Genomic DNA, 17,387 nt, shown 5'->3' with positions numbered 1-17,387 from the left:
GGGTCGAGTTGGTGAGTTCGACGGTGGCTGTGCCGGCGTGGAGGATGCCCGCTTCTCGTCGGCCAGGCTCCCCGGGGTCGCCTCGTAGCCGTCCCCCGCTCGAGTGCATGTCGAAGAATCCCGGGGCGCTTCGGCCTAGAGGCCCGAGCGGAACTCGATGGTGACGTCGTCGGCGGTCGGCGTGATCCAGGCGAAGAGCGAGAAGCGGGTGGTGTCGGTGTCGCCGTCGGAGGAGTAGGAGAAGCGGCCGGCGGTGAAGGTCGCCCGGAGCGGCGGTTCGGTGGCCTCGCCATCGACGTAGTCGACTTGATAGGTGGCGATCCCGTCGAGAGTGGGCGGCTCTGAGATCGCGACGTTCTGGGCGAAGTCGGCCCGCAGGCGGAGTGACGTGGGGCAGTTCTCGCCCACCGCGGGCAGCGACCCGAAGCAGGAGCCGACGAACGCCTCGGCCTTGGTCGCCACCGTCGTCTCGAGCGCCTCCGTGGCCGAGTAGAGGAGCACTGCAGAGGCGGCGTCACCGATTGTGTCGGAGTAGGAGCTCACCGCGGTGCCGCCCGCGACGGTGACCTCGAGGTCGTCGGCGGCGACGTACTCGCTCTGAACCGGCGTCACCGTGTAGGCGCCCGGGTAGAGCACTGTCACCCGCTGCGGTGCGCCGTCGATGCGCGGGCCGCTGACGTCGACGGGAACGGATGCGATGGCCGCCGGCCCGAGGTCGGGCAGGTTGGTCTCGACGCGCAGGGGCACGAGTAGCGGATCGACGACCCGCCACTGCGGGAAGCCGTACCAGGTGTCGGCCAGGCGCTCGACCCGGAGGGTGGTGCTGCTGTCGACCCCCGCCACCGTGTACTGCACGTCGACGTCGAGTGCGTCGCCGGGTGCGAGCTGCGCCCCGTCGTCGTCGGCCCTCAGCTCGCCCACCACGAGACGATCGCGGGATGCGGCGGCCGCCTCGTCGATCGCCCCGGGGTCGAGCACGATGTCGTCGCCCCCGCCTCGGGCTGAACCGGTCGCCACCACGGGCGCCTCGAGGGTTTCTCCGTCGTACTCGTCGTAGGCGGTGTAGGTGGCCGGGTCGACGGCTGCCGACGCTGCCGCGAAGTCGCCTGCGGCGAGCAGATCGAGGTAGTCGCGTACCGAGTCTTCTGGCCTCACGGTCGCACGGATGCTGCTGTAGACGATCCAGGCGGCTACCGCCAGCAGCAGCATGCCCCCGACCACGCTCGTGGCGACGATGCGCCGTCGCGACCAGCGTCGCCCGGGCTCCGGTGCCGGGCCGGATGGCAGCGCCCGACCCGATGTCCCCTCCGTCGGGCCCGTCATCCTCGCCCCCGTTCCTTCGCGTTGCTCAAGTCTGGTGCGAAGGCCGCCTCGCCGCATCGGGAACCGCCCGCACGCTTCGGCCCGGCCCGGCGCGGCCCGGCGCGGCCCGGCGCGGCCCGGCGCGGGGGCTGGCGGCGCGAGATCCGCATCGCGACTCAGATGCAGGATGCGGAGATGATCCTGGTCTCCAGCTGAGGGAAGACCAGGGGAACCGTCACCCTGGCCCGAGTCACCACTCCGGGCTGCAGTGCGGAGGTGGTCACGATGACGCTGCCCTGGGTCGTCCCCGCCTTCACCCCGGACGGGCATCCGGCCGGCGTCTCGATGTCGACGGTGCACGAGCCCGTGCAGGCCGCGGCGTCGACAGCCCGGAAATACAGGCCTGAGCTGTCGTGGGTCCATCCTGTCGCGAGCATCTCCCGTGCGAAGACTGCGTCCTCGCGGGTGGTCGCGGAGACCGGCGGGGCCGATGGTGCCGAGGCGGGCGCGCCGACCGCGCATCCTGCAACCCCGCCGACCGCCGCCAAGACGACGGCGAATCCCGCTGCCCGGTGCATCAACTTCACGGGAGCACTGTACCATTCACTAGAGTTAGACACTAATTAAAGCGGAAGGCACCCTCATGACCTCTACGACCCGATCCACGACACGGCCCGCCTGGGGCGTCTGGGGCGGTCTGTCGATCGTGATCGGCGGAGCGCTGCTCTTCGTCGCCACGCTGATCGAAGTGCCGCTGAGCGAACAGTCGACTCCAGGCCTTCTCGGGCTGTTCACGCCGCTCTTCCTCGGAAGCGCGGTGGCCCACGCTCTGTCGATGATGTTCCTCGCGGGCGGCCGGACGGGCGCCGACGGGATCGTCGGCGGATCGATGGTCGGCAGGCTCGCGCTGCTCGGTTTCGGGGGTGTCTTCCTCACCTCGCAGACCGTCTACTACGTCGTCTCCTACGCGCTGCCTCCGGTCGAGGACTATTCCGGGGCGTTCGCGCTCACCCTCGTGCTCAGCGTGGGGCAACTGCTGCTCCTGCTCGTCGCCTCCGTCGCCATCGTGCGCGCCGGGATCGCCACGGGTGCTGCTCGCTGGGCGCTGCTGGCGTTGACGGCCGTCGCCGTGGCGACGGGTGCCGTCGCCAACACCGCCGACAGCTTCGCCGTCGCGACGACGGCCTTGCTCTGCTCGACGGGTGCGCAGATCGTGGTCGGTCTCGTGTTCGCGACGACGAGGAGCCGGGGAACCGATGGCGGGAAAAGCGCGATGCGAAGGGACTCACTGCAGGTCGACGTGTCGGCGAGCGCGTCGCGATAACGCAGCGGATACGTTCCCCGCGGGCGGCCCTCCCCGCATCTCCCGCGCCGGCCGGTCAGGCCCGCCAGACGCTCTCGCCCGCGAGCCACGTCTCGACGACGTGCACGCCGTCGCCCCCGAGCCGGTCGGCGTCGGCTCCGACGAGGTCGCCCGAGAGCACCGCGAAGTCGGCCCAGTGGCCCGGCGCAAGGCTGCCGACCTCGTCCTCGAGCTGGAGCGACCAGGCGGCGTGCGCGGTGACGGCTCGCAGCGCCTCCCAAGGGGTGAGGGCCTGGTCGGGCCCGACCTCGACCCCCGAGAAGGTGCGGCGCTCGCGCATCACGCGCATCAGGTGCACGGGGTCGGAGATCTCGGGGAGGCCCCCGGCGAAGTCGCTCGCGCCGACCGTGGGGAGGCCGAGCTCCAGCATCGCGCGGAGCCGGTACATCGGCGACGAGGCGAAATCGTCGCCGACGACTCCGCGCATCGAGTCGCCGATGCCGTGCAGGAAGCCGATGTTGGCCACGGGGGTGATCCCGAGATCCCGGCAGCGGCGCAGTCGCTCGTCGGTGCTGAACATGTTGCCGAGGTGCTCGATGCGGTGTCGCGAGCGCCAGACGCCGTCATCCGGTCGGGCCGCCTCGAAGGCGTCGAGCACCATGTCCATGGCCCGGTCTCCCGCGGTGTGCACCATCACCTGCAGGCCCAACTGCTCGGCGCGGTCGACGATGTCGCCGATCTGCTGCGGCGTGAGCCCGAGCTGGCCGCGGTAGCCCGGGCGGTCGACGTAGTCGTTCCACACCGCGGCCTCCCGCGCCGAGATGCCGCCGTCGGCCGCGAGTTTGAAGCCCCGCACGAACCAGCGCTCCGGGTCGTCGGCGAACCAGGAGGCGGAGCGCGGCCAGTCGTCGAGCAGTGCGGTGGCCTGCGCGCCGAGCGTGTAGAGCGCGATGCGCAGCGGGAGGCGGCCCGCATCCTGCTCCTCCCGCATGACGCGGATCTCCATCACGTCGTCGGGGATCTCGCCGATCGTCGTGACGCCCCGCGCCGTGAAGTAGCGCTCCGTCGTCGCGACGATCGCACGCCGGAAGTCGTCGGCGGAGGTGGGGGGCAGTTCGCCAGGCACCGCGTCGGCCGCGAACACGATGTCGTTGATCAGCCCGGTCGGCTCGCCCGCGGCGTCGTGCTCGATGTACACCGGCTCCGGCAGCCGGGTGTCCCGGTCGATGCCGAGGCGGGCGAGGCCCGCCGTGTTGAACACCCAGACGTGCGCGCCGAAGCGCACGATGATCGGCCGGGTCGCCGACACGGCATCGAGGTCGTGGCGGGTGGGGTAGCGCCGATCCTCCAGCCGATAGCTCTGGCCGAGGTTGCCCTGGGCCTGCAGCCACTCCCCCTCCGGGAGTCCGGGCTCGGCCCGCCGCAGCACCACGAGCATCTCGGCGATGCTCGACACCGGTGGAGTGTGCACCGAGACGTTCAGCCCCAGCACCCGGGAGGCGGAGCCGAGATGCGTGTGGGCGTCGACGAAGCCCGGCACGATGTCTCCGGCGTCGCGGCGGTCGAGGACCTCGATCCCCTCTCCGGCGAGCCGGAGCAGCTCGTCGAAGGAACCGAGGGCTCTCACGCGCCCGTCCTCGACGAGCATCGCCTCGTCTGCCCGCTCGCCGACAGGGTCGAGGATGCGCCCGCGCACCAGCATCCGGCGGCCTCGGGTCGTCGCGGCGAGCGCCTCGGAGGGCGCGCTCATGCCGACATCGTGACGATCGCACGTCCCAGGATGTCGCCGACGCGGAGCCGGTCGACGGAGTCGGCGAGCTCGCCGAGGGTCGCGGTGTCGGTCACCGATCGGGCGACCTGGAGGCGCCCGGCACGCGTCGCCGCCAGGTGCCGCAGGATGTCGGCCTGGGCTGCACCGCCCGCCAGAGTTCCGATCAGCGACTTCTGGGTCATCACCAGTTCGCGGGCGTCGACGGCGACCTCGCCGCCCGCAAGGCCCGCCACCACGACGCGCCCGCCGGGCCGCTCTCCCAGCACGCCGGCCTTCGCCATGGCCAGAGCCTGCACGATCGTCGCAGGAGCACCCACGCAGTCGATCACGACGTCGGCTCCGGAGGGGCTCCCGGCGAGAGCGGCGTGCACCTGCTCGACGGGGTCACCCGACCGGGCATCGACCAGCCGGTTCGCCCCGAACCCCGCGGCGAACTCGAGCTTCTCACGATCGACGTCGACGGCGACCACCTCTCCGGCCCCGGCCGCCGCCGCAGCCGAGATCGCAGCCAGTCCGACGCCGCCGGCGCCGATCACGACGACCGACTCGCCGAGACGTGTGCGGGCGGCGGTGGCGACCGATTCGGCTCCCGTCATCACCGCGCATCCGAGCAGCGCGAGGGAAGGATCGGTGTCGTCGGCCGCGAGGGGGACGGCGTAGAGCTCGTCGACGACGGTGCGCGTCGCCCAGGTGAAGCACCGCACCGGAGCCGTTCGGGTGCCGTCGGGCAGCTCGAGCGAGGTGGGCAGGGCGTCGCGCATGCCGGGGCCGGCCGCGGGCACCCAGGTGACGATCACACGGTCGCCGGGCGACACGGTGGTGACCGAAGGGCCGACGGCCTCGACCACGCCGATTCCTTCGTGCCCGAGAGGGAGCGGTGCCCCCGCGGTGTGCCTGGCCATCTCCGTGAGCTGGCTCCGGCAGACGCCGCTCGCCTCGAGCGCCACCATGACCTCAAACGGTCCGGGGGCGGCGAGATCCACCTCGACGAGACGGATGCGCTCGGCGCCGGGATCGTGGACGGCGATCGTTGCGTTGACCATGGTGCTCCTGTTCCTGGTGGGTCGTCGGGGCCGGGACACGGGCGCTCGCGCACCCGGCGGTCGCGGGGCTGGGATCACGGGCGACCGGAGATGCGGTCGGCGAGGGTCGCGATGCGCGAGGTCCGCTCGTCGAACCGTGCGGTCTCGAGGGTGTCGGCGGCCCGGTAGGCGCTGTACACCGACCGCACTCCGAGCCAGCGCAGCGGCTCGGGCTCCCACGACCGCGAGGTGTGGTTCACCCAGGGCAGCGCGGTGAGCGGGCTCTCGGTTCCGGTGATGAGGTCGGCGAGCGTGCGGCCGGCGAGGTTCGCCGGGGCCACCCCATGGCCCACGTACCCTCCGGCAGCGGCGAGGCCGCTCGAACGGTTCCAGGTGACCCGAGCGTTCCAGTCGCGCGAGACCGCCAGCACCCCCGACCAGCTCTCCTCGAGCTCGCCCACGTCGATCGTCGGGAACATGCGCCGGAGCGATGCCCGCAGGGTGCTCACGGTGCTGCGAGGGGTGGGCGCGGTGAGGTCGAAGCCGTTGCCGTACACGTAGGGCACGCCCCGCCCGCCGAGCGCGATCCGGCCGTCGGAGGTGCGCTGACCGTAGACGTAGTCGTGGGCCGCATCGCTGATGAGTTCGTGCCCCGACCAGCCCACCTCGTCCCAGAAACGGTCCGATTGGGGGCGGGTGATGATCATGTGGCTGTTCATGGCGAGGAACTCGCGGCTGCCCTGCTGCGGGGCGAAGCCCTCCGTCGCGCGGACGACGACGGGGGCCGTCACCGAGGTGCCGAGGGCCGTCGTCACCCGCCCGGCAGCGATCGTCTCGACCGGCGTGTGCTCGAACACGCGCACGCCGCGCTCCGTCAGGGACCGGGCGATGCCGTCGACGAGTTTCCCGGGGTGCACCCGGGCGACGAACGGGTTGAACACCCCGCCGAGGTTGCCGGCCACGCGCATCCGCTCGTCGACCTCGTGCGGGGCGAGCAGCTTCAGCCCGTCCTGCGGTCGAGCGGCAGCGACACGTCGCCGCTGACGCGCGGCCTGCGCGGGGGTGAGCGCGACCGAGACCGTGCCCGGCCGGACGATGTCGGCGTCGATCGAGAGCTCTTCGGCTGCCCGCACGGTCTCGGTGACGCTGTCTCTCACCGCGTCGCGGAACGAGTCGACGGATGCGCGTCCGTACCGCGCAGCCAACCGGCCCGCGTGACCCGGGATGAGGTTCGACACCCAGCCGCCGTTGCGGCCGGACGCCCCATAGCCCACGGTCTCCGCCTCGAGCACGACGATGTCGAGGCCGGGATCGCGGCCCAGCAGGTAGTGCGCGGTCCACAGCCCGGTGAGGCCGGCGCCGACGATGACGACGTCGGCGCTGCTGTCTTCGCTGAGCCGTGGCCGCGCGGGAGGGTGCGCGATGCGCATCCAGTAGGGCTGGGTCTTCGCTTCGGCGTGCATCCGTCCTCCGTCGGCCGCGGGTGAACCGTTCGGCGTCGTACCGGAGCGCGGCTCCGATCACTCTCGCGACCGTGCGGTCGGCGATGAGGGGGACGCTAGACGACGCGGTGCGGGGCCGTAAAGAAGAGGCGCAAAATGCGCAAATCCGAGGGCTGATCGGCCCCGGCCGGCCCACGTCGTCGCACAATGGTCGGATTCATCCGAGGGAGATCGACGAATGCAGCAGCTGAGCGAGCACGGGACCGATGTCTACGCCGACGGGCGGTGGACCCGCAGTGCCGCATCCGAGCGGATCGAGGTCGTCAACCCCTCCGACGGCTCGCCGCTCGGCGGCATCAGCGCAGGCGACCCTGCCGACGCGCGCCGCGCCGTCGCCGCAGCCGCAGCCGCCTTCCCCGGCTGGGCGGAATCGCCCACCGCCGATCGGGCGGCCGCCGTGCACGCCCTCGCCGACCTGATCGACGAGCACGCAGACGAACTCGCCGCCCTCGCCGCGCTCGACGTCGGGACACCGATCGCGCGGGCGAAGGCGACGGTGGCCGGATGCGCGGCCATCACGCGCAGGATGGCCGAGCGGGTCGTGGAGCTTCCCCTCGACACCTCCGTGGCCGCCGGCATCGTCACCCGCGAACCGATCGGCGTCGTCGTCGCCATCACCCCGTGGAACTACCCGCTCTACCAGGCGATCGTGAAGCTCGCCCCCGCGCTCGCCGCGGGCTGCACCGTGGTGCTGAAACCCAGCGAGGTGGCTCCGCTGCAGGTGCTCCGTTTCGTCGAGCTCGTCGACGAGGCGGCCATCCTGCCGCCTGGCGTGCTGAATCTCGTGAACGGGCTGGGCGCCACCGTGGGCGAGGCGCTGGTGTCGCATCCTGACGTCATGATGGTGAGCCTCACCGGGTCGACCAGGGCCGGCGCGCGCGTCACCGAGCTCGCCGCCCCGACCGTGAAGCGCGTGGCGCTGGAGCTCGGTGGCAAGTCACCGAACGTCGTGCTGCGCGGAGATGTCGATCTCGACCGCGTGGCGTTGCACAACCTCGACAACCTCCTCGCCAACGCCGGGCAGACCTGCACGGCCCTGACGCGTCTCATCGTGCCCCGCGAACGGCTCGGGGAGATGGAGGAGAGCCTGCGAACCCGGCTCGCCTCGGTACGGGCGGGTGATCCGTTCGACCCCGAGACGACGCTCGGGCCGCTCGTCAGCGAACCGCAGCGCTCCCGGGTGCGTGAGCTCGTCGATCGAGCGGTGCGAGAAGGGGCGCGGGTGGTGGAAGGCCCTGCATCGCCCGCACCGCCCGCGGGCGGGTTCTTCTTCGCGCCCGTCGTCCTCTCCGGTGTCGATCCTGCCTCGGAGATCGCGCAGGAGGAGGTCTTCGGCCCCGTTCTCGTCGTGATCCCCTACGACAACGACGACGACGCGGTCGCCATCGCAAATCACAGCGCCTACGGACTCTCGGGATGCGTCTGGGGTGACCGAGACGACGCCCTCGCCGCGGCCAGGAGGATTCAGACGGGGATGGTCTCGATCAACGGCGCCCGCTCCTCGGCGGAGCGACCCTTCGGCGGCCGCAAGCAGTCGGGCAACGGTCGTGAGCTCGGCAACGAGGGGCTCCTGGAGTTCTTCGAGCTGAAGTCCATCTCGCTCTGACCCTCAGGCTGGCGCCCGGCGGGTCGAGGCGCGGCGCACGATCTCGAGCCCGAGCAGCTCGCCGTGCTGCATCGTGGCGCCGGGCGTGAGCCGGCGCACGAGCAACGCGGTCAGCACCCTGCTGGTGGCATGCCAGTCGGGCCGCACGGCGGTGATGCCCACCCGGGCGCGCTCGGCGATCGGCGCGTCGGCCATGGAGGCGAGCAGCACGTCGTCGGGTACGGTGCGGCCGGCGGCGGTGATGCCGTCCAGGGCGCCGACGGCGAAGACGGGTGAGCTGGTGATCACCGCATCCGGCGCCCTGTCGACCCCCATCAGCGAACGGGCGGCCGCGTAACCGCCCTGCTGGGCGGTGGTCGAATTGAGTTCGCGCACCAGCACGCGGAGGCCGCGGATGCGCATCTCGTCGATGTAGGCGTCGCGCACGACACCGAGATAGGTGTTCGGTGTTGCTCCCACGATCAAGGCGGGCTGGCGGGCGCCGGCCTCGATGAGATGGGCGATGAGATGGCGCACCCCGCGGGAGTAGTCGGGGCCCGCCCACCAGTGGAAGTCCTCCTCACCGGGGTCGGGGTCGAAGGTGACGGTGGGGATGTCGCGTTCGATCAGGGTGTGCAGCACCTTGTCGTTGCGGTTGGGGCCGAGCAGCACGAAGGCGTCGAAGGCGGCCACCTGGTGTCCGACCTCGCTGAGGTCGCGGAAGGAGGTGACCGAGAACCCTTCGGTGAGCAGGGAGAGCAGCATCGTGCCGGCGAACGACGAGAACGACCCGGTTCCCGTCACGAACCCGGAGACCGCCTCGACCGGGCGGAGGAGGAGACCGACGTTCAGCGGCCTGTCCCGCCGACGCACCGAGAAGCCCAGCTCGAAGGCCGCCTCCAGCACCGCAGCACGAGTGGCGGGCGACACGGGGCGTCGGCCGCTGAAGGTGTGCGAGGCGGTCGTCATCGAGACCCCGGCGCGCTGCGCGACATCCTTCAGGGTGGGTGTGGTGGCCATGGTGGGGGGTGAGGTCGATTCGGGTGGTTCGAGTGCCTCAGGCTACGCCTCCGGCGCTGACACGACAAAGTCGTGAGGGGCGGCGGCAGGGCCACCCCTCACGACAGTGCGAGCCTCGCCGTTCAGCCGCCCAGGTCGCTGAGCGTCTTGCCGCGACCCTCGCGCAGCCCGAGGGTGCACACGATGAGCACGATCGCCACGAAAGCGCCGTAGGCGGCGGGCGCCAACGGGCTTCCGAAGGCCAGCAGCAGTGCGGTGGCGATGACCGCTGCGGTTCCGCCGCCGATGGCGGCACCGATCTGGTAGGAGGCCGAGACGCCGGAGTAGCGCACCTCGCGCGGGAACTGTTCGGAGAGGAAGGTCGGCAGCGGGCCGAGCATGAGGCAGGTGATGATGCCGACGAGGCCGAAGGCGACGAGGATGGTGCCGAACTGGTTGGCGCTGACCAGGGCGAAGAAGCCGAACAGCATGAAGATCGCCAGCACGGCCCCGCCGATCACGACCCTCCGCCTGCCGATCCGGTCGGAGAGCAGAGCGGCGGCGGGGGCGGCCACGAGCGAGACGGCCGAGTAGACAAGCTGAGCGGCGAGGGCTTGATCGTCGGGGTAGCCGATCTGCTTCACGTACGACAACAGGAACGTTCCGCCGAGGTAGGCGAGGGAGTTGTAGGCGTAGCTGACCCCGATTCCGAACAGGAGGAAGCGCGGGTACTTGCGAAGCACCTGGCCGATCGGCAGCTTCGGCACCTCGCTCTTGGCCGCGTGCTTGGTGGTGTCGAGCACGAAGAGGCGGGCCACCAGGCCGAAGATGGCGACCAGACCGCCGACCCAGAACGGGATGCGCCAGCCGAACTCCACGAGGTCGCCCCCGAACGCTGCGCTCGTGGCCCCGAAGACACCGGCGCCGAGCAGGCCGCCCATGCCGACGCCCATGCTGGTGAAGCTGCCCCAGAAGCCGCGGCGGTTCGCCGGCGCCGACTCCACACCGTTCAGCGCGGCGCCACCCCACTCGCCGCCCGCGGCGAAGCCCTGGATGAGTCGCAGTACGACCAGGAGCACCGGAGCGGCGATGCCGATGGTGTCGTAGCCCGGCACGCATCCGATGAGGAAGGTGGAGACGCCCATCACGATGAGGGTGAGGATGAGCATGGCCCGGCGACCGATCTTGTCGCCGAAGTGACCGAGCACGATGCCGCCGATGGGCCGCGCCAGGAAGCCGGTTCCGAAGGTCGCGAAACCGAGCAGCACGCCGAGAAGCGGGTCGGCGGTGGGGAAGAACACCGGGCCGAACACGAGTGCGGCGGCGAGACCGTACACGAGGAAGTCGTAGTACTCCAGGGCGGTTCCGACGCCGGAGGCGAGGAAGACCCGCCAGGCCGACGTGGTGCGCGGGGTGTCCTGAGCCTGGTGCATGTCGACGTCGCTGGTCGAAGACATGGTGCTTCCTTTCGCGAAAGGCGGGAGCAGCCGTCTGCTGTCCGCTTGAGGGAGGCTGAGCCGGTTCCCGATGTGGCACCGACTCTGTTGCTACGAGAGCCTCAAGCTATGGCGGGCTGCGACGGCCGAACAACCGAATTTGCGCAATTTGCGGAGGGCCGGCGCTCCCTCGACGGTCGACCGACGGCGCCGTCGACGCACTCGGATCGGCTAGACCGCCCAGCTCCGCCTGGCGCTCATGTCAACGTGCCGGTGCTCGACGCCCAGCAGCGCGGCTGCTGCCTTGATGTCGGCGGCGCGGTGCCCGACGCAGAGCGCCCAGTGGTGGCCGATGCCGGTCTGCGACCACTCGTCGACCCACTCGCCGGGGTCGCCGCCGAAGTCGACGCGTGAGGTCGTGTTGCCGATCTCGAGCAGCGGGCCCGGCACGACGGTGCCCTCCGAGGTGATGAAGACGAACGACCCGTCGCGGTCCTGTCCGAGTCCGAAGGTGGTGACGGGGCCGGGCTGCACGTCGAACTCGACCGAGACGCCCCAACCCCGCTTGCCGTGGTAGATCCCGAGTCCCCTGAGCAGCGGGTCGCGCGCCGAGACGGCGAGGTGCGCGGGCCCGTCGTGCCCCATCTCCACGACGTCGTCGTGGAAATTGATGGCCTGGATCTCGGTGAACGAGCCACCGGAGCCGATCGCCTGCGCGGCGAGCATGGCGATCGAGGTGCGCAGCTCGTACTCACCGGCCATCGGGATTCCGCGGGCGGTCAGGATCGACGACCCCAAGATCATGCCGGCGCCGAGTCGCTCGTGCTGCTCGCCCTGCAAGCCCCGGTGGTAGTAGGCGACGGAGTCGAGGTCGAAGTCGGTGACCAGCCGGTCGAGGGCGACCGAGACCCTCGCTCCCCAGTCGAAGTCGTCTTGGTTCACCGATCCGTCGATCGTGAACAACTCCCGCGCGAGGGCGACGCGGTCGGCGACCTGCGCATCCGTCACCTCGTCGACCCGCACGCGCAGGTCGTCGAACTCGAGCACCTCGACGTGCGAACCGAACTGGGTCTGCACGAGGGTGAGGTCGGTGGAGACGTCGAGCATGCCGGGGTAGAGATGGCCCATCAGGCCGTGCCGCGCCGTGCGGAGCCGTGCACGCACGCCCGCGGCGTGAACCCACTGGTCGATGCGCGTCCAGGCCGACTCCTGGGTGAGATGGCCAGAGACCGAGCGGAACGGGATGCCGGCGCGCGCGAAGACGTTCGCGACCTCGGGCACGGGGCATTGGCCGCAGTAGGCGAGCCATTCGCCCGTGTCGAAGTTCGCGTGATCCATGGCCTCGGTCGGCTGGAGATCTATCACCAGCACGGGCGTCTGCGACTTCTGGGCGATGGGCAGCACCATCGAGGAGGTGAGGTAGGTGGTGAGGAAGATCACGATGAGGTCGCAGTCGGCGACCCGCAGCTTCTCGGCGGCGACCTGCGCCTCCTGCGCATCCGAGACGAAGCCCACGTCGACGACCTCGGCGTCGAGCTCGTTGAACCTGCTGGTCACGTAGGCCGAGGACTTCTGCAGTTGCGGCAGCAGTTCGGGGAACTGGGGCCAGTAGGCCGCGAGACCGCCGGCGACGAGGCCGATTCGGGTCTTGCGCCGGTGGAACGGTGTGAGGATGCTCATGTCTCTTCCTGGTGGGCGTGCTGAAGGAAGCCGGCGCCCGGAGGTACCCGAGCGCCGGCCTGGCTTACTTCGACTCAGAAGTCGTAGTCGTCGATGTTCTCGGCGTTGAACTTGGTGGGCGGGCCGACGATGATGATGCCGTCGCTGCCGACCGTCTTCTCGCCCAGGTCACCGGCGGTGAAGGTGTCGCCCTCGGCACCCGTGATGGTGCCGTCGCGGAGCGCCTGGCCGGCGTAGGCGGCGACGTAGCCGAGCTGCGCCGGGTCCCAGAGCGCGAACTCGGTCACGGTGCCGTCTTTGATGAACTCGCGCATCTCGTTCGGAAGGCCCAGGCCCGTGAGGGCCACCTTGCCCTTGTAGTCCGAGGTGGAGAGGTACTTCGCTGCCGCGGCGATGCCGACGGTGGTGGGCGAGATGATGCCCTTGAGGTTCGGGTAGCTCTGCAGCAGGCCCTGGGCCTCCTTGAACGACTTGTCGGCGTCGTCGTCGCCGTAGACCGTGGTCACGAGGTTGAGGTTGGCGTAGTCGGGGTTCGACTTCAGCTCGTCCTCCATGAACGCGATCCACTCGTTCTGGTTGGTGGCGGTCGCCGTGGCCGACAGGATGGCGATGTCGCCGCCCGCGTCGCCGAGCTGCTGGTCGATCATCTCGAGCTGCACGAGTGCGACGTCTTTCGCCACGACCTGGCTCACGAACACGTCGCGGAAGTCGGGGTCGGTGTCGGAGTCGAACGCCACGATCTTCGCGCCGGCCTCGCGGGCCTGCTGGAGCGAGGGGCCGACGGCGTCGGGGTCGTTCGCCGCGATGACGATGACGTTCGCACCCTCCTGTGTCGCCTGCTCGATGAAGGGCACCTGCGCACTGGCGCTGGCCTCCAGCGGGCCGAGGGTGGAGGCTTCGAACCCGATCTCGGCAGCCGCCGTGTCGCCGCCGCCGAGCACGACGTCGGTGTACGGGTTGTTCAGCTGCTTGGGCAGGAACACGATCGACCCTGCGTCGTCACCGCCTGCGCTGCCGGTCGAGCCTGCGTCGGTCGACGAACCGGCGCATCCGGTCGCGACGAGGGCGACGGTCGCTGCGATGGCAGCCACGGATGCGAAGCGCCGCCCGGTGCGGGAGCGTGAACTCCTGGGCATGTGAAACAACTCCATTGTTCTTCCTTTCTGAGGGCACGCCTGGTGCATTAGGCGTCTGCGGTTCCGGAGGCGGACAACCTCTGGACTTCTCGGCGCACCCGGGCCAGCCGGACGCGCTCGCGGATCCAGCCGGTGAGGCTGGGCCCGACGACGGAGATCACGAGCAGGGCGCCCGTGACGATGACGAGCGTGGTCTCGGGTACTTTCGCCAGCCGCAGCGCGTAGGTGAGGGTGCCGATGAGCAGCACCCCGCCGACCACGCCGGGAATGGACCCCTTGCCGCCGAAGATCGAGACCCCGCCGAGCAGCACCGCCGCGATGACGCTGAGCTCGATGCCGGTCGCGTTGTCGGGGCCGGCACTGGCGAAGCGGAGCGTCCAATAGACGCCCACGAGGGCGGAGACGACTCCGGTGGCGACGAACAGCCAGAACTTCGCGTGACCGACCCGGATACCCACGAAGGTCGCGGCCTCGGTGCTGTAGCCGAGGGCGAACAGGCCACGGCCGAACGGGGTGAAGTGCAGCAGCACTCCGAAGAAGGAGATGACCACCAGCACCAGCACCATCACCACGGGGATGCCGGTCGAGCCGATCTTGGCAGTGGAGAACGCGGTGAGCTCCGCGGGGAAGTTCGACACCTTTCCATCGCCGATGACGACGAGCGCGAGCCCTCGGTAAAGTGCCAGCGTGCCGATGGTGACGGCCAGCGACGGCAGCCCGAGCGTCGTGATGAGAAATCCGTTGAAGGCTCCGGCGGCAACTCCCACGAGCAGGCACAGCACGATGACGACCCCGATGTCGAGACCGCTGTCACGCCACAGCACTCCCATGACGGCGCTGGTGAGGCCGGCGGTGCTGGCCACCGAGAGGTCGATCTCGCCCGAGATGATGACGAGTGCCATCGGCATGGCGATGAGGATGATCGGCACGATCTGGATGAGCAGGAACCCCACCGTGAGCGTGCTGGCGAAGTTCTTCACCGAGATCATCGAGACGACGATCACGACGATCAGCACGGCGAAGATGATGGCGTCGTTCCCGCGCAGCCAGCGCGGGAATCCGCGCCGGGAGGGGGCCGAGGTACCGGTGAGCGTCTCAGACATCGCGGGCCTCGCTTACTCGTAGCTTCCTGGTTCGTCGGATGCTCACCACGCGGTCGACGACGATGGCCGCGAGGATCAGCACGCCCACGATGGCCTGTTGCCAGAATTTGTCGACGCGGGTCGCGGTGAGGGAGCTCGTGATGGTGGACAGGAGCACCGCGCCGATCGCGGCGCCCACCACCGTTCCCGAGCCTCCGAAGATGGCGACACCGCCTACGACGACAGCTGCCACGACATCGAGTTCGAGCCCGGTGCCGGTGAGCGCGCCGACGGAGTTGTAGCGGGAGGTGTACAGGATGCCGGCGAGCCCGGTGAGCGCACCGCAGGCGATGAACGCGGCCATCACCCGGCGTGCTACGGGTATGCCGAAGAGCTTCGCGGCCCCGGGGTCGGAACCGATCGCATAGAGGTCGCGGCCGCCTCGGCGGAACGCGAGCACGACGGCGACGATCACCACCGCGGCGACCGCCATGATCGTGATGATCGGGAAGCCGAAGAAGGTGTCGACCGAGAGCTGGCCGAACGCCTTGGGGTTGTCGCCCGAAAAGTACTGTTTGCTGCCCGCCCACGTGGAGAGGATGCCGCGGTAGATGTAGAGCGTGCCCAGGGTGATGACGAGCGCCGGAACCTTCGCAAGGGTGACCAGGAGGCCGTTGACGGCGCCGAGCAGACCACCGAAGACGACGCCCACGACAAAGACGAGCGGGATGGGGATGCCTGGTGCGACGTCGAACAGCGTGCCCGTGCCGAAGGCCACCAGCCCCACGATCGACCCGATCGACAGATCGACGTTGCGGGTGATGATCACGAGCGCCTGACCCACCGCGAGGATGATCATGATCGTCGCGTTCAAGAGCAGGTCTTTGACGCTCTGCGGCGAGAGGAAGAGGGGGTTGAGCGCGAAGGTGACGAGCACCAGCACGACGAGTGCCGCAGCGACCGGGACCTCGCGCTGCCGGAGGAGGGCCCTCATGCGGCGGCTCCCTTCGTGGTGGCGGTGGCGGCATGCATCACGCGTTCCGCCGTGGCGTCCTCGCGGGAGAGCTCGGCGGTGATCCTTCCCTCGTGCATCACGAGCACGCGGTCGGCCATCCCGAGCACCTCCGGGAGCTCCGACGAGATCATCAGCACCGCGATGCCCCGGCCGGCGAGATCGGAGAGCAGGCGGTGCACCTCGGACTTGGTGCCGACGTCGATGCCGCGCGTGGGTTCGTCGACGATGATGAGCTTCGGCAGGGTGGCGAGCCACTTGGCGAGCACGACCTTCTGCTGATTTCCGCCGGACAGGGTCGAGACCGCGTAGTCCTGCGACCCGGTCTTCACCTGCAGGCGCTTCGACCACTCCTCGGCGGCCCGGCGCTCGGCGCGACCGTCGAGGAGACCGAACCGCGCGAGGGTCTTGCGGAGGGTGAGGGTGGCGTTCCTTGCCACCGAGAGGTCCATGACGAGCCCCTGCTTGCGGCGGTCTTCGGGCACCAGCCCGATTCCGGCGTCGATCGCCGCCTGCGGACTGTGCGGGCGAAGCGGTGTGCCATCGACGCTCACACGGCCGGCGTCGTAGCGGTCGACACCGAACACGGCCCGCACCACCTCGGTTCGGCCGGCGCCGACGAGGCCGGCCAGCGCCACGATCTCACCCGAGCGCACCTCGAAATCGATGTCGCGGAACACACCGGCGCGACAGAGGCCCTCGACCTTCAGCACCGTGGCGCCGATCTCGGCTTCGCCCTTCGGGAACAGCGCGTCGATGCTGCGGCCGACCATCTCGCGCACGATCTCGTCGACCGTGACGGTGGCTGTCTCGTGCGTCGAGATGTACCGGCCGTCGCGCATGACCGTGATGCGGTCACAGAGGGCGAAGACCTCCTCGAAGCGGTGGGAGATGAACAGGATGCCCGCACCGCGCTCGCGCAGGGAACGAGCGACCCCGAACAGGCGGTCGACCTCGAGACCTGAGAGGGCAGCGGTCGGCTCGTCCATCACGAGCACCCGGGCGTCGAGCGAGATGGCCTTGGCGATCTCGATGATCTGCTGGTCGGCGATCGAGAGACCCTCCGCGACGCGGTCGGGGTCGATGGGGACGCCGAGGCGGGAGAACAGCTCCCGCGCCTGGCGACGCATCTCGGGGCGGTTGATCAGGCCGGCGCGGTTGCGCGGCTGCCGGCCGATGAAGATGTTCTCGGCGACGGTCAGGTCGGGGAAGAGCGTCGGCTCCTGATAGATCACCGAGATGCCGGCCGACTTGCTGTCGGCCGGGGTGCGGAAGCTCGCCGGCTCGCCGTTCACCAGGAACTCTCCACCGTCGGGCTGGTGCACCCCGGCCAGGATCTTCACGAGGGTCGACTTGCCGGCGCCGTTCTCCCCGACGAGCGCGTGGATCTCTCCGGGCCGGATGTCGATGCAGCCATCGGCAAGGGCGACCACCGGCCCGAAGGTCTTGCTCGCGTGCCGCAGGGAGAGAGCGGACTCCGCGGCGGCGACTGCGCTCGCGGGCGTCGTGGGTGTCGTCATTGGCATGTTCCCGAATCGTCCGATATCGATCTTTTAA

14 protein-coding genes are annotated in these 17,387 nt (G+C 70.1%); 2 read left to right on the top strand and 12 right to left on the bottom strand.

The genetic code is table 11. The annotated features are described in order from the left end of the window. Nucleotides 1-135 precede the first annotated feature (135 nt). Together ABFY20_RS18545 and ABFY20_RS18540 are read right to left on the bottom strand one after the other, a co-directional pair. Nucleotides 136-1,323 carry a hypothetical protein gene (locus ABFY20_RS18545; protein WP_368497678.1) on the bottom strand — a complete coding sequence of 396 codons (1,188 nt, stop codon included), beginning with the start codon at nucleotides 1,321-1,323 and terminating at the stop codon, nucleotides 136-138. Nucleotides 1,324-1,478: 155 nt separating this feature from the next. Beyond that, nucleotides 1,479-1,889 carry a hypothetical protein gene (locus ABFY20_RS18540; protein WP_368497677.1) on the bottom strand — a complete coding sequence of 137 codons (411 nt, stop codon included), beginning with the start codon at nucleotides 1,887-1,889 and terminating at the stop codon, nucleotides 1,479-1,481. A gap of 56 nt (nucleotides 1,890-1,945) precedes the next feature. Between ABFY20_RS18540 and ABFY20_RS18535 the strand changes: the two genes are divergently transcribed. Further along, entirely contained in the window at nucleotides 1,946-2,626 is a 681-nt protein-coding gene (locus ABFY20_RS18535; RefSeq protein WP_368497676.1) for a hypothetical protein, read from the top strand. Nucleotides 2,627-2,681: 55 nt separating this feature from the next. Here ABFY20_RS18535 and ABFY20_RS18530 read toward each other — a convergent pair whose 3' ends face one another. The 3 genes from ABFY20_RS18530 to ABFY20_RS18520 form a co-directional block, all read right to left on the bottom strand. Then, nucleotides 2,682-4,355, bottom strand: a complete 1,674-nt coding sequence (locus tag ABFY20_RS18530; RefSeq protein WP_368497675.1) for an amidohydrolase — start codon at nucleotides 4,353-4,355, stop codon at nucleotides 2,682-2,684. Further along, nucleotides 4,352-5,419, bottom strand: a complete 1,068-nt coding sequence (locus ABFY20_RS18525; RefSeq protein WP_368497674.1) for a zinc-binding dehydrogenase — start codon at nucleotides 5,417-5,419, stop codon at nucleotides 4,352-4,354. The genes ABFY20_RS18530 and ABFY20_RS18525 overlap by 4 nt, the downstream gene beginning before the upstream one ends. Nucleotides 5,420-5,493: 74 nt before the next feature. Beyond that, complete coding sequence (locus ABFY20_RS18520) at nucleotides 5,494-6,861, bottom strand: NAD(P)/FAD-dependent oxidoreductase (protein ID WP_368497673.1); 1,368 nt, start codon at nucleotides 6,859-6,861, stop codon at nucleotides 5,494-5,496. A gap of 217 nt (nucleotides 6,862-7,078) precedes the next feature. Between ABFY20_RS18520 and ABFY20_RS18515 the strand changes: the two genes are divergently transcribed. Continuing rightward, a complete protein-coding gene (locus ABFY20_RS18515) occupies nucleotides 7,079-8,506 on the top strand; it encodes an aldehyde dehydrogenase family protein (protein ID WP_368497672.1) in 1,428 nt (475 codons plus the stop codon). Nucleotides 8,507-8,509: 3 nt separating this feature from the next. Here ABFY20_RS18515 and ABFY20_RS18510 read toward each other — a convergent pair whose 3' ends face one another. The 7 genes from ABFY20_RS18510 to ABFY20_RS18480 form a co-directional block, all read right to left on the bottom strand. Continuing rightward, nucleotides 8,510-9,505: a LacI family DNA-binding transcriptional regulator gene (locus ABFY20_RS18510; RefSeq protein ID WP_368497671.1), complete on the bottom strand. Its 996-nt coding sequence runs from the start codon at nucleotides 9,503-9,505 to the stop codon at nucleotides 8,510-8,512. Between the two features lie 122 nt (nucleotides 9,506-9,627). Beyond that, nucleotides 9,628-10,941, bottom strand: a complete 1,314-nt coding sequence (locus ABFY20_RS18505) for an MFS transporter (RefSeq protein ID WP_368497670.1) — start codon at nucleotides 10,939-10,941, stop codon at nucleotides 9,628-9,630. A 210-nt stretch (nucleotides 10,942-11,151) separates the two neighbouring features. After that, on the bottom strand, nucleotides 11,152-12,600 hold the full coding sequence (locus ABFY20_RS18500) for an arabinose isomerase (RefSeq protein WP_368497669.1): 1,449 nt from the start codon (nucleotides 12,598-12,600) through the stop codon (nucleotides 11,152-11,154). A gap of 74 nt (nucleotides 12,601-12,674) precedes the next feature. Next, nucleotides 12,675-13,736, bottom strand: a complete 1,062-nt coding sequence (gene rhaS / locus ABFY20_RS18495) for a rhamnose ABC transporter substrate-binding protein (RefSeq protein ID WP_368497668.1) — start codon at nucleotides 13,734-13,736, stop codon at nucleotides 12,675-12,677. Between the two features lie 47 nt (nucleotides 13,737-13,783). After that, nucleotides 13,784-14,839 carry an ABC transporter permease gene (locus tag ABFY20_RS18490; protein WP_368497667.1) on the bottom strand — a complete coding sequence of 352 codons (1,056 nt, stop codon included), beginning with the start codon at nucleotides 14,837-14,839 and terminating at the stop codon, nucleotides 13,784-13,786. Continuing rightward, nucleotides 14,832-15,812, bottom strand: a complete 981-nt coding sequence (locus ABFY20_RS18485) for an ABC transporter permease (RefSeq protein ID WP_368497666.1) — start codon at nucleotides 15,810-15,812, stop codon at nucleotides 14,832-14,834. The genes ABFY20_RS18490 and ABFY20_RS18485 overlap by 8 nt, the downstream gene beginning before the upstream one ends. Next, entirely contained in the window at nucleotides 15,809-17,356 is a 1,548-nt protein-coding gene (locus ABFY20_RS18480; protein WP_368497665.1) for a sugar ABC transporter ATP-binding protein, read from the bottom strand. Before ABFY20_RS18480 ends, ABFY20_RS18485 begins: the two co-directional genes overlap by 4 nt. Nucleotides 17,357-17,387 lie beyond the last annotated feature (31 nt).

The sequence above is a fragment of the Herbiconiux sp. A18JL235 genome (genome assembly GCF_040939305.1).
In the GTDB taxonomy this organism is placed as follows: Bacteria; Actinomycetota; Actinomycetes; order Actinomycetales; family Microbacteriaceae; genus Herbiconiux.
The sequence above is the reverse complement of the archived record's forward strand: the minus strand, read 5'-3'. Positions and strand labels throughout refer to the sequence as shown.